A 21725-nucleotide genomic window follows, 5' to 3' on the forward strand; every position below is an offset into this window, starting at 1 on the left:
TTTGGAGTTTTTAGGGTTTTAAAGGTTTATTTGCAGTACCAATCCACTAGGAAGTCTGAAGTAATCATCATGCACTCTTACTAATCTCCCAGCAGGAACAATTTCCTGATTGGGAAGCAGAATATCTCCGTTAGGAAGTCTGAAGTAACCTCGATCGCGCAGTCTGACTACGGATCTAGCAGGAATAATTTGCCCATTGGGATATCTGATATCACCATTACCAAGTCTGACTACTCTGCTATAGGATTGGTTGTCACGATTCCAATTATCCCGATCTCTAGGGTTTCTGACTTCTACAGGATAGGATCTGCGATCGCGGTTCCAATTATCCCTGTCTCTAGAGTTTCTGACTTCCCTAGAATTGGATCTGCCGTCGCGGTTCCAATCTCGATCGCGATCGCCACCAACGTAGACTTTCGTCTGGGCACTTGCAGGCGCAGTCAAGAGAGTAGGAACAACGATCAGGGCAGCAGCAGCTAATACAATCGATATCCGGTTTGGTTTCAACATAGAATTGACTCCTTATTTACATTAAAGTTCTATTCTGTCGATCTATGGATTAAGCAATCTTAGACAGTTGCTTTTTTTGATATCAAAGTGTTTAATATTTACCTCATCGTATAAATTCATACATAATAATTATCATTCAAAACATCAAAATTGATGTATGACCAAAGTCATTAGTAATTCCAGACTGATGTATGACCAAAGTCATCAATTATTGAGTATGGGGCGTTAGGAGTGCTGAGTGCTGAGTGCTGAGTTAGGAGTTAGGAGTTAGGAGTTAGGAGTTTTGTTTATCTCCTTGTCTCCCTTGTCTCCCTTGTCTCCCTGCTCCCCTGCTCCCCCTGCCTCCTGCCTTCTGCCTTTCTTTGTAAGATTTTGCTACCGTCAACAGCGCAGATCGTTTAAGCTAGCTGAAAGATTCTTTGATTAGTGGCTTAAAGGCGGTAATGTGCCTAAACATGTTCGTTTGATTTCTTTTCTAATGGTATGTAGTTTATGGAGTATGCCAAAAGCCGCTAACGCGCAGGCATTAATACCCCATACACTGCAACTAGATGCGACAAAGTTAGAAAAACAGGGATTGAGCTTGGCACAAGAGGCGGCTCAACTAGCTCAGTTTCAACAGGTTGATTTAGCTTTGCCACGAGCGCGGCTGGCTAGTCAACTCGCTCCTGGGAATGATAAAGTGTGGTTGCTCTTAGGTGGATTGCAGTTGCAATCCAAAGAATTTGATGGGGCGATCGCTAGTCTGAAAAAAGCGCAATCTCTCAACCCCAAAAATGGTGATATTTTGTTTGCTTTGGGTTCAGCGAATTTTCAGCAGAAAAATTACCAGGCTGCTGTTGTCAATTATCAAGATGGTTTGAAGTTAAAACCCAACGATCCAGAGGGTTTATTTGATTTGGGTAATGCTTACTATTTGCTGGGTAAATTGCCAGATGCGATCGCCCAGTACGATAAAGCCGTCTCCCAAGATAAAAAATTCTGGCCCGCGCTCAACAATATTGGCTTAATCAACTACGAACAGGGTAATATCTCCGAAGCGATTAAGCGATGGCAATCTGCTGTAACCCTTGAAAAACAAGCCGCAGAACCTTTATTGGCCTTAGCCGTGGCACTGTATACTAAAGGCGATCGCCAACAAGGACTAACCTTGGGAGAAGCTGCACTCCGTATCGATTCGCGCTATGCTAATTTGAATTTCCTCAAAGAAAATCTCTGGGGCGATCGTCTACTGTCTGATACGAAAAAATTCCTAGAATTACCACGTATTCAAGCAGCCATACAGCAACGAGAAAACTCATCATCAGCGCCTACGCCTAGAAAACAGCCGACTCAATAGGAGTTAGAAGTTAGGAGTTAGGAGTTAAAAGTTAAATATTTCAACTCCTCACTCCTCACTGATAACTCTTAACTCTCCTATTGCCACTTGCCTAACAGTACCTTTTCGTAGTACATCTATACTAGATAAATACAGGAATTAGTTGCCCAAAAACATTGGCAAGCAAGTATTCCTGAAAATAAGTCGTTAATTCTCAGTGTTAGTCTGTGGGTAGAAGTGCGATGATTTGGTCAACGAACTGTTGATGGTCAACAACTGGCTTAGAAATGTAGCCATCAGCACCGCTTTGCTTGAGAAAGTTCTCGCGATCGCCTTCCATAGCATGTGCTGTCACCAGAATCACAGGTAAGTTTGCTGTTTTTGGATCGGATTTTAACATTTGTGTAATCTTAATTCCATCAACAGACTTGCCTTGGTAAACACTTCTGGAGAGAGAAACATCCATCAAAATCAGGTCGGCTTCTCCTAATTGGGCAATTTTGATGACTTCTTCGACATTCTCAGTGTGTTTTACGCCCAAGCCACCACGCTTGGACAAAATTTTGGAAAAAACACGAGCATTAATTAGATCGTCTTCGACAATTAAAACAGTTTTCATGAGAATTTTAGTTATAGAGGTGAAGAGATTCAAGAATTCCAGAATACAAAATTAAAGATTTGCAATCATGATGAAAAGAAGTCAGAAGACAGAATTCAAAATACAGAATACCCTAACACTCAAGTCAGGGGTAAGAGTCATGGAAAGAATTTTTTCTTTACGCGCGTTTAAAATCGCTTGCTCTAAACCTGAATTTTCTATCCAGTCCCACAAAATCCATTTTGAATTCTGTCTCCCGAATTATAAATTTTTCTTCGGTAAGTATCATGGCTACTAAGTTTATGTAGATTATACTCGTGTGCATCCTTTTTAATAGTCAATGTGCATCTTCGTCATAAGGATGATACTACTGCTTTTTCTTCTGTGACTATCAAAATTTTGTTATGAATCTCATTTCATCCGTTATGCTGTGGTTGCCGCAGTGTTGAGTTCCATCGGCTTTTGTGTAGTTAAATTTCAGGGAAAAAACTCATGGCAAAACAGTTAAACCTTCTCTCAACGGGACAGGTAATTCCAACAGCCCTGCATACCGAGATGCAACGGTCTTATCTAGAATATGCCATGAGCGTGATTGTCGGGCGAGCGCTACCAGACGTGCGTGATGGCTTAAAACCAGTGCATCGGCGCATTTTGTATGCAATGCACGAACTCGGTTTGGTACCAGATAGACCTTATCGAAAATGTGCTCGTGTAGTGGGTGATGTGTTGGGTAAATACCATCCCCACGGCGACCAATCAGTTTACGATGCCTTAGTCAGACTGGTGCAGGATTTTTCTAGCCGCTATCCCTTGCTGGCAGGACATGGTAACTTTGGCAGCGTCGATAATGACCCGCCAGCAGCAATGCGCTACACAGAAACGCGCCTCGCACCGATCAGCCATGAGGGAATGCTGACAGAAATTGGTGAAGAAACTGTGGAATTTGTCGGTAACTTTGATAATTCCCAGCAAGAACCAACAGTGTTACCTGCTCAGTTGCCGTTTCTGTTACTTAATGGCTGTTCTGGTATTGCTGTGGGAATGGCGACAAATGTACCACCCCACAATTTGGGGGAAGTTGTTGATGGGTTAATTGCTTTAATCGACAACCCAGATTTGCCAGATGAAAAATTATTTGAGCTAATTCCAGGGCCAGATTTTCCCACTGGTGGGGAAATAGTTGGTGAAACGGGAATTCGGGAAGCATATACCACAGGTAAAGGTGGAATTCTGCTGCGGGGAGTCGCAACTGTAGAGGAAATTCCCGCCGCTAGGGGAAGCAAGCGCCGGACGGCAATTATCATTACAGAATTGCCTTATCAAGTGAATAAGGCTGCCTGGATTGAGAAGGTAGCGGACTTAGTCAATCAAGGACGCTTGCAAGGAATTTCCGATCTTCGGGATGAGAGCGATCGCGAAGGGATGCGGGTGGTAATTGAACTCAAACGCGATACCAATCCCCAAGAAGTTCTCCAGCATTTATATCAGCAAACTGCTTTACAAATGACTTTTGGGGCGATTCTGCTGGCAATAGTCGATGGACAACCCCGCCAGTTAAGTTTGCGTCAACTGTTGCAGGAGTTTTTGAGATTCCGAGAAGAGACGCTGAACCGTCGTTACAATTACGAGTTGGGTAAGGCCCAAAATCGCGTGCATTTGGTAGAAGGTTTGCTGAAAGCGCTGTCTAATTTAGATGAAGTAATTCAAATTTTGCGCCAAGCTCCCGATGGGAGTACGGCAAAAATTAACCTTTGTAGCCGACTGGATTTGAGTGAGGTACAAGGAGATGCAATTCTCGCTATGCCGTTGCGTCGCCTCACTAGTTTAGAACAGCAAAATTTGCAGCAGGAATTTGAGCAGATCAGCGAACAAATTAGCTTATTGGAGCTATTACTGAGCGATCGCCGCGAATTATTGAAGGCGCTGAAAAAAGATTTGCGATCGCTTAAGCGCAAGTACAGCGATCCCCGGCGAACGAAAATTGCAGAGGAGCAAAAGTATAAGGTAGAGGAGCAGAAAGGCAGAGGGGCAGAGGGGCACAGAAGCAAAGGGGTAGAGGAGGAAGAACTTAAATCTTCAGAACCAGTAGAGGAAGCGATTTTAGAATTTACCCAACGGGGTTATGTCCGCCGCACCCAACCATCTGCGAGAAAGTCAAAAGCTGAAAATGGTCTGCACGATAATGACTTCATTATCCAAACTGTGTTGACTGACACAGGGAAAGACTTGCTAATACTAACTGGTGGCGGCAAAGTGTATCCGGTGAATGTGGGAGAAATTCCTCTAACTACTGGGCGTTCTCCACGGGGAAAACCTTTGATCACTATGCTCAGTAGTACTGCTCAAGGCACTCAAGAAGCTGTTGTCAGCCGCTTTTTGCTGCCGGAAAATCTCGAAACTAGACAGATGATTCTCTTAACGAAACAGGGAAGAATTAAGCGTCTGTCTCTGGGAGAATTCACTAACCTGACTCGGCGCGGCATCACGATTTTGAAGCTAAAAGACGATGATGAATTGTCATTTACCCAGTTCGCAAAACCAGGGGATCATCTGATTTTAGCTAGTTCCGGTGGGCGAATGTTGCGCTTTGCAGTTAATGATGAACAATTGCCGGTCATGGGACGCACAGCAATGGGTTTACAAGCATTTCGACTATTGAGAAATCAGCAAATGGTTGGCTGTGTCACTGTCGGTAAAGATGACCAACTGCTGCTAGTTACTCAAGAAGGATATGCCAAGCGGATGGCTGCGAGTCAGTTAAGAGCGGCTAATCGCGGTGATTTAGGCACGCAAGCGCTGAAATTTGCTAGCAAAACTGACAACTTAGCTGGTATGGTCATGGCGATGCCTTCGGCGGGCTACGCCAACGCATCTGGCGAAATAGCTTTAGTAACGAATAAGGAGCGGGTCGTGCGGATACCTGTAGAAACAGTGCCGCTCTTAGGTAGGGATGTCAAAGGTGAAAGCATCCTCCAACTCAACCGCGATGAAAAAATCATCACCGTGGCGGAAGTGCGATCGTAAATTAGGGTGATGTTCAACTTGCGACAAGCCAACTTGCAGGATTTAGAGGCACTAATCCAACTGCGTCTCGAACTCCTGCGGGAAGCTGGCGATATTAAAGGTGATGACACCACAAACCTAGCAGAAGCAACTCGAAAATATCTTGGCGAAAAAATACCGACGGGTGAGTTTTTAGCTTGGGTAGCTGAAGTGAATAACCAAATTGTCGCCACTAGCGGCTTGGTATTTTTTCAACGACCCCCCCTTACAACGGCAATTTCTCAGGCTTAGAAGGCTACATTCTGAACGTTTATACAATTCCGATGTGGCGAGGACAGGGAATTGCAACAGCATTATTAAAAGAAGTTATTAACTTTGTGAGAGCAACTGAGGCAAAACGCCTCTGGCTTCACGCCACTGAGGATGGTAAACATATCTACGAGAAGCTTGGTTTTGTCTCGACTGCAAAAGAAATGGAAATTGTCTGGTAGTCACTTAAATTATCAATAATTTTTCTATTTTAAAAGGCAAAATATATTTAAGATCAAGCGATTCAATTAAATTAATTGATAAATAATCTCAACAGTATAAAATTATTTATAAAGCTAAAAGTCTGAATCACATTTCTTTTACCTCAGAAACTCTTACTGAAGGCTGATGTTTTAGTCTGTATAAATAGCTATTTCTATTTATGTCAAGCTATGGAAACAAAAGTATAAAAAATGTTGTCTTTATGAAAATATTTGTTATATTAGTTTACATAAGGCAATAAACATTAAAAATTGAATTTGGAGTTCTAACCATGACAAATGCAACCACAACAAAAGTCACTACTCCCGTAATTGAAGATCGCAACGCTTGGCGTTGGGGCTTTACCCCACAAGCAGAAATTTGGAACGGTCGCTTGGCAATGATTGGCTTTTTAGCAGCCGTTTTGGTTGAGCTTTTTTCTGGTCAAGGCTTTCTACATTTTTGGGGCATCCTATAATAAGTTTTAATATTTAAGATGACCTATAAATAAAAAAACCTGGAGTGCTAATTCACTACCAGGCTTTTATTTTTTTGTCATTTGTTAGTTGTCATTTGTCATTTGTTTATTCACTAATGACCAATGACTAATGACTAGTTGACTACCGAATATATTCCTTGAGAACGCTGTTACGATTTGGATGGCGTAACTTGCGGAGTGCCTTCGCCTCAATTTGACGAATCCGTTCGCGGGTGACGTTGAAAATCTGACCGATTTCCTCAAGGGTTTTCATCCGACCATCATCCAAGCCATAACGCAGTCTGAGGACATCACGTTCGCGGGGACTAAGACTGTCGAGGACTTTTTCAAGGTCTTCGCGCAGAAGATTTTTGGAAACTTGGTCTTCTGGTGTCTCACCATCGGATTCAATAAAATCGCCCAATCGAGAATCTTCTTCTTTACCAATTGGCGTTTCTAATGAAATTGGTAACTGGGCAGATTTCGCAATAAACCGCAACTTTTCAATGGTCATTTCCATGCGAGTAGCGATTTCTTCCTCAGTGGGTTTGCGACCCATTTCTTGAGATAGTAACTTGGTAGTTTTCTTAATCCGAGAAATGGTTTCGTAAAGGTGAACTGGAAGCCGAATTGTGCGGGATTGATCTGCGATCGCGCGGGTAATTGCTTGACGAATCCACCATGTAGCGTATGTAGAAAACTTATAACCTTTTTCGTGGTCAAACTTTTCAGCGGCACGAATCAAACCGAGACTGCCTTCCTGAATTAAGTCCTGGAACGACAAACCACGATTCATGTATTTCTTAGCAATTGAAACTACAAGACGGAGGTTAGATTGCACCATCTTGTCTTTCGCCCGACGACCAACATGGAGGCGATAACGAAAGGCTGGTAGTGGCAGTTGTACTGCTTCTGCCCATTCACTATCTCGAGGATCGCGATCTAATTGCTCCGAGAGTCTTTCGCGTACTCTCTCTAATTCCAGCAAATCGGCTATTTTCCGCGCCAATTCAATTTCTTCATCTGCCCGCAACAGACGAATTCTACCAATTTCTTGCAAGTAAAGCCGAATTGAATCTTCTGTGTAATGCTTTTTCTTGCTTTGTGTCCGACGACGCGATTTAGCGGCTTTTCCAGACTTTGCGTCGTCCTCATCAGACTGAGGCTCTAAAAATTCCTCGTCACCTTCATCTACGATCAGCAAGTCCTCTTCATCGTCTATTAAGAGTTCTTCTAACTCGAGCTCAGGCTGATTCATTATTTCTAGGTCAGGCTGATATATGCTTTCGAGTACGTTGTTAGCCTGGTTCATGCCGCGTTCCTCATGCTCCTTGCAGAATCAATTACTCAAGATGTGTTTACTGCTCTTTTAAACGAGCCAATTGCCAACCGAAAATAAACTTTTTGGCAGATTTGCCAGAGATATTTTCAGAGGTTTTAGACCTCCGGTAGGAGGGTTTTTACTTTAGTTTAAGCAACTACTAAAGGTGACTTGCTCACTTTAGTAAATGTTATATGTGTTGCTATCACATATTGCTTTCAACTAACTGGTCAAAAGAAAGACTCGCCTTTATCAAAAAATTTACCACTCTATACAAATGAGTTCATACTGTTGGCAGATTTTTGTATAAAGACTCTTCCGATTGTAGCCTGTTTCACAGAATTTGCACTCTTTTTGTGTATTAATCATGAATTCATTAAGCAACTTTTAGCTACTTTTACCAAAAAGACATTGAAAACGGGATTTATACCCTGGAATTTTTTCTCCACTTTTCGGAATTGCAGTGACGCTCTTATTACATTACGAAGTAAGTACGCTTGCTTATGCCGAATTTCATGTATTTTACACAACATTAATTACTGAGAAAGAGTGCAATATACGTTAACTCAGACTATTCGTCTTAACTACCCATTTTTACATTTCCTTCATAAATTAAGCATCCCTTAGACTAAAACGGGTATTGTCCTTGGGTAAATACAACAACCGTGGTGGTGCTTGCCTGAAAGCAGTTAACCTTTTACGTACTACCTACCTTAACTGAGGAGTTGAGGCGGTGGCAAAATCGACCCGATCGAAGATCGATTTAGGTTTACTAATTCGGTCTTATTCACACGTTAGCGCACTGTGGTGATTTCAGCCCTATGAAACTTGACAAACTTTTTTTATTGTATACAAGGATATTTTAATCAATTCAAAAACAATTTGTCCTGCGAACTTGCCAATCTCATCTTACTTTTAGGCAAAAGTACATTAGATACATATAAGAAGATCGCGATCGCCACAGCACTACATGAAGATATTAACAAGTTTTCAGCCTTCTGGTGTGTACTTCCAACAGCTATTACCTCGAACACAGAGAATCCAGCAGATTACCTGATGATTTAGTTACAAAAATTTTTTTGCGTAAAGTAAATGTAATTTTAAATACTTTAGCTTCGGTAATTTACTGTCATCTAATGATGAGAAATCCTCAAAATACTTATTAATTGCTGTTGGATAGATGATATTTAGTTATTTCCTTAAAGCATAACAAATGTGTTTCTAGCTAGTGGTTCAAATTAATCAGCGAGTCAGAGCAAAGAGTATTATCTGGACTAACTTTCCAATAAAGTTGGTAGTTTTGCTAACAATCGAGCATTGATTGTTTCGACAATATTGACAATTGGTAAATTATATGGTTTTGCAAACGAAAAATTGAAGTATTTGTAGTTTTTTGTAGTGCAAAGCGATCGCTTGTATGACAAGTCAACTTAATTTTTTTATTGATTATTAGAGATTAATTTAAAATCACAGTGGCTTTCAAAATTGAAAACTGGAGACTATGAACTTTGCAGAACTAGCGTAGTGTTGGGGTAGTATTTAGACTTGTAGGAAAATTAGGTGGCACAAGTACCCGATCGACTATATGAACGATGCCATTGCTAGCTGGGATGTCTGGCTGAGTCACCTTAGCGTTGTTGACTGTGATTGAGTTGCTGGCACGATCGACTGCGATTTTAACCGGACTACCCTCAACTGTTTTAACTTCTCCAGATGTCAATTGCTGCGAGGTAATTCCTCCAGGTATGACGTGGTAGGACAGAAGCTTGACTAATTGTTGTTTGTTTGCTGGTTGTAAGAGTTGGTCTAGAGTAGCTTTTGGTAAAGCAGAGAAAGCAGCGTCAGTAGGTGCAAATACTGTATAAGGGCCTGGTGTAACCAATTGTTCAGTTAATCCGGCAGCTTGCACTGCTTGAATGAGAGTTTTAAACTGTCCTTGATTAGCTGCTGACTTTGCTAATTCTGCTAAATTTTGGGTGGCAATAGTGGGAGTAGGAGTTGGCGTGACGGGCAAGACAGTTGTTGAAGGGACAGTTGCTGTAGGAGTTTCTACAACAGGTTGAGCGCAGGCAGATAGAGCAACTAAGCTACCGATGCCAATAAAATTGAACAATGTTCCTACTATGCCTTTGCTCACTCTCATAGCTTTGTGTAGAATCCAGTTAAATAAGGAATTATTAACAATAGTTAATGAATTTGTGGATATAGTCACTCATCTAACGACATAATTTGTAGTAAAAATATTAATACAACAAGTTTATAAATTACATAATTTGTCATCCTCCAAAAGATGTAGTTTTTATATAATTTTGGCTATAAAGTCTTTAGCAAAATCTGTTGCAGGAATATCAAGTAATATTTCAAAGTTAAAGATCCCCGATTTCTCGAATAAATCGGGGATCTTGTTTTTTACGAATGATTTAGGACTGTTGGTACTTAGATATCTAGATCGGTGAAGTTGAGTTTAGAGCCATAGGTTTCGATAAATTCTCGTCTGGGTGCGACCCGATCGCCCATTAAAATTGTGAAGATGCGATCGGCTTCGGCGGCATCCTCAATTTCGACTTGCTTCATTTTACGAGTTTCTGGGTTCATGGTGGTGTCCCAGAGTTGTTGTGGCATCATTTCACCCAAACCTTTGAAGCGTTGGATGGTGTAGTTGGCGTTAGCCGGAAATTTGGCGATCGCTTGATTTTTTTCGCGATCGCTATAGCAGTACTCATGATTACGTCCCCGTTCTACTTTATACAGTGGGGGACAAGCAATATAAATAAAGCCTTGTTCGATGAGCGATCGTTGATATCGATAGAAAAATGTTAACAACAAAGTCCGAATGTGCGCTCCATCTACGTCAGCATCAGTCATGATGACTATCCGGTGATAGCGCAGTTGGGTGGAATCGAATTCATCACCTTTGACACCTAAACCGAGGGCTGTAATTAACGCTTGAACTTCGTTATTTTTATAAATTTTAGCGTCGTCGGTTTTTTCAATGTTGAGAATTTTACCACGTAGAGGCAAGATAGCTTGAGTACGGCGATCGCGTCCTTGTTTTGCACTCCCGCCGGCTGAGTCCCCTTCTACGATGAATATCTCAGATTCGCCAGGGTCACGAGAACTACAATCTGCCAATTTACCGGGTAATGGCGAAGATTCCAGTACAGATTTGCGTCTGACTAATTCCCGTGCATGACGTGCGGCTTCTGCGGCTTTAAAAGCTTGGATAGCTTTATCTAAAATCGCATCAGCAACGCTGGGATGAAATTCTAGATACTCGGTAAGGACTTCTCCTACCAAAGAATCGACAATTCCCCGGACTTCGGTGTTACCGAGTTTAGTCTTAGTTTGTCCTTCAAATTCGGGATCGGGGACTTTAACCGAAATTACCGCAGTCAAACCTTCGCGGACGTGTTCGCCACTGAGGTTGGGTTCATTTTCTTTAATTTTATTTCGTTTGCGGGCGATCGCATTTAATGTCCGAGTCAGAACTGCTTTTAACCCTTCTAAGTGCGTACCACCATCTACCGTGCGAATATTGTTAGCAAAACCTAGTACATTATCCGTATAAGCATCAGTACACCATTGCAATGAAACTTCTACTTGTACGTTGTTGCGTTCTCCCTGCACATAGATAATTTCTTCATGCAGCGGTTGCTTTTCGCGGTTCATGTACGCAATGTACTCTTTAATGCCACCCTTGTACTCGTAGGTTTCTACCTTAGCTGTATCGCTTTTTAGTAGTTCTAAACGATGGTCAGTAAAAGTAATTTTGACACCTGCATTCAGATACGCCAATTCCCGTAGGCGACCTGATAAAGTGATGTAATCAAACTCAATGCTCGTAGTGAATATTTGGATATCTGGCTTAAAAGTAACAGAAGTTCCAGTTCTAGCTTCTTTGTAAGGCTTGACTTGCAGCTCGCTAACTGGGACACCACGTTCATAGCGCTGAAGATGAACCTTTTTATCTCGCCAAACCGTAACTTCTACAACTTCAGATAGGGCATTAACAACAGAAATACCAACCCCGTGCAATCCTCCAGAAACTTTGTAACCACCACCGCCAAACTTACCACCGGCGTGCAGTACCGTCATTACGGTTTCCAATGCCGATTTCCCAGTACGCGAGTGAGTATCTACGGGAATACCGCGACCATCATCTGTTACAGTCACCGAACCATCAGCGTTGATATCCACTTCTATATGAGTGCAATGACCCGCCAAAGCCTCATCGATTGAATTGTCCACCACCTCGTAAACTAAATGGTGGAGTCCTCGCGGTCCAGTGGTACCGATGTACATTCCTGGTCTTTTGCGGACGGCTTCCAGACCTTCCAGAACTTGAATCTGATCGGCACTGTAACTGCTCGTCATGTAAACTCTCCTGATGTGTGGGTTTAAAATCGCCGAAAGGCAAATAAAAGGAAAAACACTCCAAAATTGTAACACAAAAGCCTTGCTGGCGTCTGTAGGGCATTTTCAAGAGAAGTTTATACTGGGGTTGTAGTACCGTGGAAAAAGCCAAGGGAGGCAGGGGGGCATACTTCTCTACGAGAGGCTACGCCAACGACTGCGCTCAGTAACCGGGGGAGCAGGGGAGGCAGGGGGGCTGGGGAAAAGGTTAAAGGTTAAAGGGAAAAGGAATAAATTTAATCTTTCCCCTTTTCCCCTTACCCCTTTCCCTTTCCCCATACCCAATGCCTAATGCCCCATAACAAATGACAAATGACAAATGACAAATGACTAAATTAATTGTGATTTGTGGAGCGACGGCAACGGGTAAATCGGGTTTAGCTTTGGCTTTGGCGATGCGTTTGGGTTCTGTAATTCTGAGTGCTGATTCTCGTCAAGTTTACCGTGAGTTTGATATTGGGACAGCTAAACCGACTGTAGCTGAACAAAAATTGGTGCCGCACTATTTAATAGATATCTGCAATCCAGCAGATATGATGACAGTATCAGACTATCAGCAGCAAGCACAAGCTTTAATTGCTTCTGTTGGTGTTACACCACTGTTTCTAGTTGGTGGCACTGGTTTATATATACGTTCGATTGTCCAAGGAATGAAAATTCCGAGAGTTGCACCACAGATGGAATTGCGATCGCAGCTTGAATCTCTCGGACAACCACAACTCCACGCAATTTTACAACAAGTCGATCCAGTTGCAGCACAAAAAATTCATGGCAATGATTCAGTACGAACTTTAAGAGCATTAGAAGTATATTATGTTACTGGATATCCGATTTCAGAACAGCAAGGGGAGAATCCGCCCAATTATCCGATTTTGCAAATTGGTTTAGATTGCGATGTTGAAAAGTTGCTTGCTCGTATTCAACAGCGTACTGAGCAAATGATAGCAAATGGTTTGGTTGCTGAGGTGGAGTATCTTTGTCAAAAATATGGCGCTGATTTGTCTTTGTTGAATACTTTGGGTTATCAAGAAATCAAGCAATATTTGGCTGGGGATATTTCCTTATTTCAAGCGAAAGAATTAACAATTTTGCATACGCGACAATTTGCCAAGCGACAACGTACTTGGTTTCGAGCATATCCAAAAATTGAATGGTTTGATGCAGACGATCCTAATTTATTAGAGAAGGTTTGGCATCGGATAAATGAGTTTATAATTCGCGCAAGTTAGTGAGAATTTTTTTATTCATTCATCTATTGAAATTATTACTGAAGATGAGTGCAATCGCAATCTCAGCCTATCGAATCTGTGTTTTTACTCCCATATCCTTTGAACTGGGTATATATCAAAGACAGCATCTATACTTAACAAAGGCATCTTTTCAACTATTGTCTGAGCGATTAAAATTCGGTCGAAAGGATCGCGGTGATGACTTGGCAAAGCTTCCAAAGCATAGATATGAGTCAATTCAATAGGTAATATTTGTAGATTATTCACTCGCTGTTGAGTTTCGATGAAATTCAGAAGCGACGAGCTTAAATTTAGCTTACCAAGCTGAGATTTTATTTGTAATTCCCAAACACTAGCCATACTAACTACCCAAAAATTGTTAGTATCAATTAATAAATTTCTAACTCTCTGCGATAGTTTGTCTGGGTTTCCTGCTGACCAAATAATTACGTGAGCGTCTAATAATAGTCTCATCCCTCACTTTCACCTAACCAAAATTTATCAGGTAAAGGTTCATTAAAATCATCACTTATCCAAATCTTACCTTGGTTTAAACCTAGTACCCGCTTTTGGTCTGTTTGTTGGGGTTGAGCATATTTTTGTGCGAGAAATTCGACAAAATCTAGCACCTCTTGCTGCTGTTCTGGTGCTAGGGTTTGCAGCTTTGCAATTAATTTTGAGGTGGAATCTAAAACTTGGTAAGTCATTTCACACTCTCCTGTTAAATGTCTGACTCTATGTTAATCTAGCCCCACAATTAACAGAATATCTGAATTCTACCATCATTCAACGTACTCCTTAGAAGACATCGCGCCTTCCGTACTTAAATTATGCGATCGCTTTTACTCACATTTGACTGCTATTCTTGCAACAATAGTAATTACAGCTATACTAACCAGCCTGCAATATCTACCTTGAATTTGAAAAAACTATGCTTACCCAAGATAAAAAACAACGCAACTGGAAACCTATTCTCAAAGCATTCGAGGCTGTCCTTGGCAAAAATGGTGTGGTGCAACGCCGCGAAGAACTCATTACCTATGAATGCGATGGTTTAACTGGTTATCGCCAACGTCCGGCTGTGGTGGTTTTACCCAGAACTACAGAACAAATTGCCCAAATTGTGAAGATATGCAATCAATACTCTATCCCCTTCATAGCACGCGGCTCTGGCACTGGTCTATCTGGTGGTGCTTTACCATTAGAAGATTCTGTTTTAATTGTCACTTCTTTAATGCGGCAAATCCTCAGCATTGATTTAGAAAATCAACGGACTGTTGTACAACCTGGGGTGATTAATAGTTGGGTAACACAAGCTGTTAGTGGTGCTGGATTTTACTATGCTCCTGACCCTTCCAGTCAAATTATTTGCTCTATTGGGGGCAATATTGCCGAAAATTCTGGTGGCGTACATTGTCTCAAATACGGTGTTACTACTAACCACGTTTTAGGATTAAAAATTGTCACGCCAGAGGGGGAAATTATCGATTTAGGCGGGCAAATTCCTGAAATGCCTGGTTATGATTTAACAGGTATTTTTGTTGGTTCTGAAGGTACTTTAGGAATTGCCACAGAAATTACTTTGCGAATTCTCAAAAGTGCAGAATCAATTTGTGTGCTGTTGGCAGATTTTACTAGTATTGAAGCTGCCGGGGCAACTGTTTCTGACATCATCAGCGCCGGCATTATTCCTGGTGGTATGGAAATGATGGATAACTTCAGCATCAATGCAGTTGAAGATGTTGTCGCAACTAATTGTTATCCCCGCGATGCTACAGCTATTTTGCTAATAGAAATTGACGGTTTAGAAGTTGAAGTTGCAGGGAATAAACAGCGAGTTACCGAAATTTGTCAAAAGAATGGGGCGCGGAATGTCACTTCTGCTACTGACCCAGAAACTCGGTTGAAATTATGGAAAGGACGCAAAGCTGCTTTTGCTGCAGCTGGACATTTAAGCCCAGATTATTATGTTCAAGATGGTGTTATTCCTCGAACTCAGTTGCCTTATGTTCTGCACGAAATTAAGACATTAAGTGAACAATACGGTTATCCTGTTGCTAATGTATTTCATGCTGGCGATGGCAATCTTCATCCGCTAATTCTTTATGATAATTCTGTGTCTGGTGCATTGGAACAAGTAGAAGAAATGGGTGGAAAAATTCTCAAACTTTGCGTCCAAGTTGGTGGTAGTATTTCTGGCGAACATGGCATCGGCGCAGAGAAAAGGTGCTATATGCCACAGATGTTTAGCCAAGTTGATTTAGAAACCATGCAATGGGTACGGCAAGTTTTTAATCCTAAAGGGTTAGCAAATCCTGAAAAGATATTCCCCACACCACGAACTTGTGGGGAAGCAGCAAATACATCGACACTAAAACAATTTGAAGGTGTGGAAAGATTTTAATAAGAAAGAATTAAGGAGTCAGAATGGGCTAAACCTTAGCTATCCGCTAACAGGAGTCAGGAGTCAATACAGTTCAGATAAAACCAAAACACTTGTAGAGACGGCGATTTATCGCGTCTCAAAAACCTACGATTTTGTACAAGTAGCGGTTTGAACCGTATTGAGTTAAAAGTTGGGAGTCAGAATTTATTAGGTTTTGGTATCGTCAAGTATATTCATAACTAAAACTGGCTCCGTATTATTTCAACTATCCTGACTCCTGACTTCTGAATTCTGAGTTCTGAATCATCATTTCTTTACATCATCCGGAGGATTACAACTTTATTTTGTAGTTATATATATTCCGATCGCACTAGGTCACGCTTACAAATGAATCGGGTTGCTCGCCGTTGTGTTGCTTACTTGCTGTGTTTGGGATTAGTAGTCACTTTAACAGTTTTTTTACCCTCTTCACTGCCAGTTTATTCCCAAAAAAACAGTCCTTTAACTACAGAAATCCGCGGCGTTTGGCTGACTAATGTTGCTAGTGGTGTACTATTTGTCCCTTGGGGTATTAACCGTGCTATAAATCAATTATCGACTCTCAACTTTAATACGATTTATCCTGTAGTTTGGAACCGAGGACATACTTTTTATAAAAGTGCTGTAGCCAAAATAACTACAGGTTCAGAAACTCAACCTTTGCTTAACTTCATGCACGGTGGACAGGATGTTTTAGCAAAAATAATCACACTTGCCAAAAATAAAGATTTGAGAGTCATTCCTTGGTTTGAATACGGGTTCATGACGCCGCATTATTCACAATTAGCAAGGCGTTATCCTGACTGGTTGACAATTGGACAAGAAGGTATAAACTCTATTCAAGATGTTCCACCAGAAGAAATCGACAATCTTTTAATCACTAAACAAGCTTGGCTGAATCCCTTACATCCACAAGTACAAGAGTTTATCCAAGGGTTAATTTTAGAAGTAGTCAGGGATTATGATGTGGATGGTATTCAACTTGACGATCATTTTGGGATGCCTGTACAGTTCGGTTACGATCGCTTCACTATTGAACTCTACCAGCAAGAACATCAAGGCAAAAGTCCCCCTAATGACCCTTTTAACCCAGAATGGATGCGGTGGCGGGCAGATAAAATTACTGATTTCATGGCAGAAATCTATCAAGCTGTGAAGGCAGTTAAGCCCAAACTCAAAATATCTCTGTCTCCTAACTATCAAGCTTTTGCTTATAAATACTATTTGCAAGATTGGGAAAATTGGGTAAAAAAAGGTTTAGTTAATGAGTTAATTTTGCAGGTGTATCGAAATGACAAAAAGTCTTTTATCGCTCAACTAGAACTTCCATCGATCAAATTGGCTCAAAGTCTAATTCCTGTAGGTATTGGGATATCAACAGGAACGGTAGGTAATCCGGTGAAAATGGCACAAGTTAGAGAACAGGTTCAGGTAGTACGCGATCGCAATTTTGATGGTATCTCCTTTTTCTACTGGGAGAGTCTGTGGGGTTACATCGTACCGGAATCACCCCAACAGCGACGCAAAGGTTTTTTTGAGATGTTTAATGCAAAAACTGTCAGACTATTACAAACAAAGCAACTTTGATGCCATTCGCGCCTAATAATACTAGATTTGGCTTTACATTGCTGTGGACTTTAGCTACTTTTGGCGGATTTTTATTGAGTTTACTCTTAATTGAAGTCGGCGAAAAGCCAGATGTTGGGGTGGTAGAGGCTGCTATCGGCGGATTTGCGATCGCACTTCCTCAAGGTTGTCTTCTTAAACAACCTATATTTTGTATCAGGTGGATTTTGTCAAGTCTGCTGGGTTGGAGTATTATCACTGCGATCGGTATTGGTGCGGTGGGTTGGATTGTACCTAGCACTCAGATTCTTCCCCTGAGAATCCTGTCTGGGGCGGTTTATGGTGCCCTTGGCGGCTTGGGGATCGGATTGGCACAATGGTTAGCAATTCCCCAGCCTGTAGCTTGGCGATGGATATTTGTCTCTGCGGCAAGTTGGGCGGTTGCTGTCCCCTGTGGGTTCTGCTGTGGGGATCGTCTGGCGCTACTTAAGCCAGTTATTTTTAGGCGAAGTCATCGGCTTAGGTATCACTTGGCTGCTAGTTGGTGTCCTCACAGGAATGAATGCTCATAAATTGCGATTGTAAGTTGCCACAGACGCGATCGCTTGCATCTTTATTAAGAATTATCAACTTAATTGATATATACTTAGGTTTACACTTAGATATATGCGAAAATCTTAAAAAACTGTTAAAAATAAATTGCAGTAAGTTTGCCCTCACCTGCAAATGTATTTTCACCTTCAAAAAGCAGGATTTTGTTAAGCTGACTTTTATTAGCTTTCCTAGATTTCTGACAAGAAGTAGAGAAAGAGCAAAATTTCGATGAGCAACAGCTGACAAGACTTTGCTATAGGCGCTAAAGTGCATCTACTACAAGCGTAACGACAAGAGAGCGCCTAGAAGAGTCAGTAATACTAGAGTGGGACTCTCGCATGAATCTAAATCCAGTGGAATCAACTATGGAGTTGACAAAATTATCACCACCTCAAATTCTTTTTGGCACAGAAGTAGATGAAAAAAGTAGTAGCGAGCAGTTTCTACTAAGCATGTACGATTCTGTACAGGCATCAATATTTGTAGTTGATGTTTTGGAGGATGGAGATTTTCGATATGTGGCTCTTAATCCCACTCATGAACGGTGGATAGGGATTCGCTCAGACGATGTTCGCGGCAAAAAACCAGAGGATATTCTCTCTGCTATTGATGCTGCAAAGGTGCGTCAACATTATGCGGACTGCGTGCGATTCGGCACAACTATTTCTTACGAACAATGTTTGCAATTCCAGGGAGTTCCCACTTGGTGGAGTACGACTCTCACGCCACTAAAGGATGCTAACTCCAAGGTTTATCGATTGATTGGTACTAGTAGCAATATTACTTCTGCCAAGCAAGCAGAACAAGCAGTTGGACTTCAGGGTGAACGAGAGCAACTCTTAGAAGCGATCGCTGGACGGATTCATCAATCAGTAGAATTAGAGACAATTCTGCATCAAACAGCAATTGAACTGCGGCAATTTTTGAATTGCGATCGCGTGTTGATTTATCGTTTCGAGGCTGATGGTAGTGGAGTAATCATTGCTGAATCAACTGTAGCTACCAGCGATCCCCTATTAGGCAAAAACATCACCGATCCCTGCTTGAGTGGCAAACATCCAGAACACTACGGACAAGGTTGCATTCAAGTTGTCGAAGATATTTATGCAGCCGACTTGCATCCTTGCCATATAGATTTCCTGACATCTTTGCAGATCGGAGCCAATCTCGTCGTGCCGATTTTCCAAGAGCAAGATATGTGGGGGCTATTGATTGCCCAGCATTGCCACCAATCGCGTCAATGGCAGCAAACGGAAACTGATTTACTCAAGCAGTTGGCAACTCAAATCGGCATTGCAGTCCAACAGGCAGAACTGCATCAGCAACTCCAGGATCTCAAAGCCAAGATGGAGTTACAGAAGCAGAAACACATCAATCAGTTGCAGCAGGTGCGAAACTTTGAAGCCTTGGTGCGACGGATGACAGAACAAATCCGCGACAGTCTCGATCAAACTCAAGTATTGCAGACACTTACCCAGGAATTAGCAAAATTACTAAACCTTGAACGTTGCCAAATTGAACTCTACAGTACTTGTCAAACTCTAGTTACTATTGCTTACGAATACAGTATTAATTTGCCTCAATGTCAAGGATTAACTAAACAGATTGCAGATTATCTGGAAGTTTATCAGCCGCTGTTGCAAAAACAACCATTGCAATTTTTGGAAATTTTACCGGGATGGGAACCCAAGTTGCTAGTTATGTCCCAGATGGCTTGTCCAATTTTCGATCCTCAAGGAATTTTAGGAAATATTTGGTTGACAAGACCATCACAAGAGGCTTTTGACGAATTTGAAATTGAGCTAGTGCAGCAGGTAGCAAATGAATGTGCGATCGCCATTCGTCAAGCCCAGCTTTACAAACAAAACCAGGCACAGGTAAAAGAACTAGAAAAAAGCGATCGGCTCAAAAACCAATTTCTCAGAACCCTATCCCAAGAACTGCGGACACCAATAACCAGCATTAGCCTTGCAGTCCAAACTCTCGAAAGTGTCCTCACACCAGCAGAAATATCAGAAATAGAAATAGTGCCGCAACTCTTGCAAATTCTGCATAACGAATGTGGGCGAGAAAGCAAGTTAATTAACGACTTACTCACACTCACATATCTCGAAGCCGAACCCGATCCGCCAACCTTGATTGCCATTGACTTTCAAAGTTGGCTTCACCCCATTATCGAGTCTTTTCGAGACCTCACCAACTGCCAGCGACAGCAGTTAAACCTGACTGTCGATCGGGCGCTGCCACTTTTGGAGACAGATATTACTGATTTGGAGCGGATTGTCACCGAACTGCTCAACCATGCCTGCAAATACACTCCAGCCGGGGAAGCGATCGCAGTGTCTGCTCACTTAAGAGGGGATGCAGTCGAGCTTAAGATTACCAATTCCGGAATAGAGCTTACCAGCAATGAACTCTCACGGATTTTTGAACCTTTCTATCACCTTTCCAAACACGATCCTTGGAAACATAGCGGTACGGGGCTGGAGTTGGCATTAGTGCAGAAAATGGTCAGACATTTAGGCGGTTCAATTTATGTAGAGAGTGCAGCAGGGTCAAACCACCTTCACCGTCAAATTTCCCCTTTAATTCGTTTTTTGGGTGCGGCACTGGCAAATCTGTTAGAAGTTTGCTATGATGGTTATTCGTGCGGGTGACTAGCTCAACGGTAGAGCAGTAGACTCTTAATCTATTGGTTGCGGGTTCAAATCCCTCGTCACCCACTACTTCCAGCCTTTCAGAAAAAACCCCTTGCCTAAATGAATTAAGGCTACCTTTGCAGGAGTAAGGGTTGTTTTTTAGTTTAGCAGTGGAAGGGGAGATGCCTGCGGTAGTCTACATCAAAGCTTTTTAAATATTCTCCACCCATAAAAGATTACTTGCGTAGCTACTAGTTTTCAGTGCGTTATAAAATTTTTCGTCTGCTGTTACCATCTGGCATTGTTGAGTAATAGCAAGGGCTAAGTATAAACTGTCATACACTGCACGATCTGTCTGAAGGGCAATATCTAAAGCAAGTGGCATTAAAGGTTGAGATATGTACACCTCTACAGGAACTGCATTTAAATCTGCTAATATTTGTCTTGCATTTTCAGCCGTGTCTTCACCACGACGGACTCGTTTCCACAAGACGTTTACCCACTTCTGGGAAGAAAAAATCTGGAACTAAGAAAGTATGATTACTTCCTACTAAACGCCTAGCTGCACCAGAGTAGACTTCAGGAATGAACCACTTGATAGCAATGCTAGCATCTAAAACATACTGACTCACCGTTCTCTATCCTCGCGGATAAGTTCAGTACTATCACTAAAAATTTTTCCTGTATATCTAACTTGAGCGCGTGCTACAGCTTCTCTGGTTCTTTCCATGTCGCCGCCAGTGTGGTAGTGTGTCGCTTTTTCAGTCGCTTGTTGTAGGATCTGCTTTAGTTCTTCTTGCAAAGACCCTACCGTGTTGTTTGGCAAGAGTTTCTAGCTTTTCTAGAATAATAGGATCTAAATTTTCAACTAAGATTTGAGCCATAATTCTATGGTTGTTTTTTCTCTACTTTTATTCAAGATTTAAAATTAGTTTAGCAAGTGTAGACGCAAAGCAGCTTGTCTTGAGACATCACAATATTTCTGTAAAGCTAGGCTCCGGTTCTTTAAGCTTTCTTATGTGAAAATTAATATAAGTATTTTGGGGCTACAAATGTAGCTTGGATAGCAGGCAATCAATTGCAAGGGCGCCCGAATTCAATAAACAATTGCCCGAATTTAA

At 41.7% G+C, this 21725-nt stretch carries 20 protein-coding genes, 1 tRNA gene and 1 pseudogene; 12 read left to right on the plus strand and 10 right to left on the minus strand.

Annotated features, from left to right (window positions below):
• Positions 1 to 18 precede the first annotated feature (18 nt).
• A complete protein-coding gene (locus NSTCB13_RS24110) occupies positions 19 to 510 on the minus strand; it encodes a hypothetical protein (RefSeq protein ID WP_448274054.1) in 492 nt (163 codons plus the stop codon).
• A 445-nt stretch (positions 511 to 955) separates the two neighbouring features.
• On the opposite strand from NSTCB13_RS24110, the gene NSTCB13_RS24115 reads away from it, so the two are divergent.
• On the plus strand, positions 956 to 1849 hold the full coding sequence (locus tag NSTCB13_RS24115; protein WP_448274055.1) for a tetratricopeptide repeat protein: 894 nt from the start codon (positions 956 to 958) through the stop codon (positions 1847 to 1849).
• Between the two features lie 199 nt (positions 1850 to 2048).
• On the opposite strand, the gene NSTCB13_RS24120 is transcribed toward NSTCB13_RS24115, so the two are convergent.
• Positions 2049 to 2447 carry a response regulator gene (locus NSTCB13_RS24120; RefSeq protein WP_448268075.1) on the minus strand — a complete coding sequence of 133 codons (399 nt, stop codon included), beginning with the start codon at positions 2445 to 2447 and terminating at the stop codon, positions 2049 to 2051.
• Between the two features lie 471 nt (positions 2448 to 2918).
• On the opposite strand from NSTCB13_RS24120, the gene gyrA reads away from it, so the two are divergent.
• From gyrA to NSTCB13_RS24140, 4 genes are all read left to right on the plus strand, one after another.
• On the plus strand, positions 2919 to 5450 hold the full coding sequence (gene gyrA, locus NSTCB13_RS24125) for a DNA gyrase subunit A (RefSeq protein WP_448274056.1): 2532 nt from the start codon (positions 2919 to 2921) through the stop codon (positions 5448 to 5450).
• Between the two features lie 9 nt (positions 5451 to 5459).
• Positions 5460 to 5720, plus strand: coding sequence for a hypothetical protein (locus NSTCB13_RS24130; RefSeq protein ID WP_448274057.1), 261 nt, complete (start codon positions 5460 to 5462; stop codon positions 5718 to 5720).
• 11 nt (positions 5721 to 5731) lie between these two features.
• The gene (locus tag NSTCB13_RS24135; protein ID WP_448274213.1) at positions 5732 to 5920 is read left to right on the plus strand and encodes a GNAT family N-acetyltransferase; all 189 of its coding nucleotides are present in this window, start codon (positions 5732 to 5734) and stop codon (positions 5918 to 5920) included.
• Between the two features lie 311 nt (positions 5921 to 6231).
• Positions 6232 to 6417, plus strand: coding sequence for a chlorophyll a/b-binding protein (locus NSTCB13_RS24140; protein WP_109009401.1), 186 nt, complete (start codon positions 6232 to 6234; stop codon positions 6415 to 6417).
• Positions 6418 to 6559: 142 nt separating this feature from the next.
• On the opposite strand, the gene rpoD is transcribed toward NSTCB13_RS24140, so the two are convergent.
• Complete coding sequence (rpoD, locus tag NSTCB13_RS24145) at positions 6560 to 7729, minus strand: RNA polymerase sigma factor RpoD (protein ID WP_322669476.1); 1170 nt, start codon at positions 7727 to 7729, stop codon at positions 6560 to 6562.
• Between the two features lie 891 nt (positions 7730 to 8620).
• Here rpoD and NSTCB13_RS24150 point away from each other — a divergent pair.
• Complete coding sequence (locus tag NSTCB13_RS24150; RefSeq protein WP_448274058.1) at positions 8621 to 8803, plus strand: hypothetical protein; 183 nt, start codon at positions 8621 to 8623, stop codon at positions 8801 to 8803.
• A 451-nt stretch (positions 8804 to 9254) separates the two neighbouring features.
• Here the strand turns inward: NSTCB13_RS24150 and NSTCB13_RS24155 are convergent, their stop codons facing one another.
• Together NSTCB13_RS24155 and gyrB are read right to left on the minus strand one after the other, a co-directional pair.
• Positions 9255 to 9881: a fasciclin domain-containing protein gene (locus NSTCB13_RS24155; protein WP_448274059.1), complete on the minus strand. Its 627-nt coding sequence runs from the start codon at positions 9879 to 9881 to the stop codon at positions 9255 to 9257.
• Positions 9882 to 10174: 293 nt separating this feature from the next.
• On the minus strand, positions 10175 to 12112 hold the full coding sequence (gyrB, locus tag NSTCB13_RS24160) for a DNA topoisomerase (ATP-hydrolyzing) subunit B (protein ID WP_448274060.1): 1938 nt from the start codon (positions 12110 to 12112) through the stop codon (positions 10175 to 10177).
• Positions 12113 to 12477: 365 nt separating this feature from the next.
• Here gyrB and miaA point away from each other — a divergent pair, with 365 nt between their 5' ends.
• Positions 12478 to 13380, plus strand: coding sequence for a tRNA (adenosine(37)-N6)-dimethylallyltransferase MiaA (gene miaA, locus NSTCB13_RS24165; protein WP_448274061.1), 903 nt, complete (start codon positions 12478 to 12480; stop codon positions 13378 to 13380).
• Between the two features lie 84 nt (positions 13381 to 13464).
• Here miaA and NSTCB13_RS24170 read toward each other — a convergent pair whose 3' ends face one another.
• Both NSTCB13_RS24170 and vapB read right to left on the minus strand, forming a co-directional pair.
• Positions 13465 to 13854, minus strand: coding sequence for a type II toxin-antitoxin system VapC family toxin (locus NSTCB13_RS24170; RefSeq protein WP_448274062.1), 390 nt, complete (start codon positions 13852 to 13854; stop codon positions 13465 to 13467).
• Positions 13851 to 14087 carry a type II toxin-antitoxin system VapB family antitoxin gene (gene vapB / locus NSTCB13_RS24175; RefSeq protein ID WP_448268080.1) on the minus strand — a complete coding sequence of 79 codons (237 nt, stop codon included), beginning with the start codon at positions 14085 to 14087 and terminating at the stop codon, positions 13851 to 13853. Before vapB ends, NSTCB13_RS24170 begins: the two co-directional genes overlap by 4 nt.
• A 224-nt stretch (positions 14088 to 14311) precedes the next feature.
• On the opposite strand from vapB, the gene glcD reads away from it, so the two are divergent.
• The 5 genes and pseudogenes from glcD to NSTCB13_RS24200 all read left to right on the plus strand — a co-directional run bounded on the left by glcD (position 14312) and on the right by NSTCB13_RS24200 (position 20688).
• A complete protein-coding gene (gene glcD, locus NSTCB13_RS24180) occupies positions 14312 to 15784 on the plus strand; it encodes a glycolate oxidase subunit GlcD (protein WP_445630434.1) in 1473 nt (490 codons plus the stop codon).
• 369 nt (positions 15785 to 16153) lie between these two features.
• Positions 16154 to 17392 (plus strand): glycoside hydrolase family 10 protein, encoded by a 1239-nt coding sequence (locus NSTCB13_RS24185; RefSeq protein WP_445630433.1) that lies wholly within the window; start codon positions 16154 to 16156, stop codon positions 17390 to 17392.
• A complete protein-coding gene (locus NSTCB13_RS24190) occupies positions 17392 to 17943 on the plus strand; it encodes a hypothetical protein (protein WP_448274063.1) in 552 nt (183 codons plus the stop codon). The genes NSTCB13_RS24185 and NSTCB13_RS24190 overlap by 1 nt, the downstream gene beginning before the upstream one ends.
• A gap of 360 nt (positions 17944 to 18303) precedes the next feature.
• Positions 18304 to 20554 (plus strand): annotated as a pseudogene (locus tag NSTCB13_RS24195) (GAF domain-containing protein).
• Positions 20555 to 20616: 62 nt separating this feature from the next.
• A tRNA-Lys gene (locus NSTCB13_RS24200) sits at positions 20617 to 20688 on the plus strand.
• A gap of 127 nt (positions 20689 to 20815) precedes the next feature.
• Here the strand turns inward: NSTCB13_RS24200 and NSTCB13_RS24205 are convergent.
• The 3 genes from NSTCB13_RS24205 to NSTCB13_RS24215 are packed head-to-tail and all read right to left on the minus strand — an operon-like array spanning position 20816 to position 21430.
• Complete coding sequence (locus NSTCB13_RS24205; RefSeq protein WP_448274064.1) at positions 20816 to 21094, minus strand: type II toxin-antitoxin system VapC family toxin; 279 nt, start codon at positions 21092 to 21094, stop codon at positions 20816 to 20818.
• Complete coding sequence (locus tag NSTCB13_RS24210; protein WP_448274065.1) at positions 21069 to 21236, minus strand: type II toxin-antitoxin system VapC family toxin; 168 nt, start codon at positions 21234 to 21236, stop codon at positions 21069 to 21071. Before NSTCB13_RS24210 ends, NSTCB13_RS24205 begins: the two co-directional genes overlap by 26 nt.
• Positions 21233 to 21430, minus strand: coding sequence for a hypothetical protein (locus NSTCB13_RS24215; RefSeq protein ID WP_448274066.1), 198 nt, complete (start codon positions 21428 to 21430; stop codon positions 21233 to 21235). The genes NSTCB13_RS24210 and NSTCB13_RS24215 overlap by 4 nt, the downstream gene beginning before the upstream one ends.
• Positions 21431 to 21725 lie beyond the last annotated feature (295 nt).

Source organism: Nostoc sp. DSM 114160, from assembly GCF_053470305.1.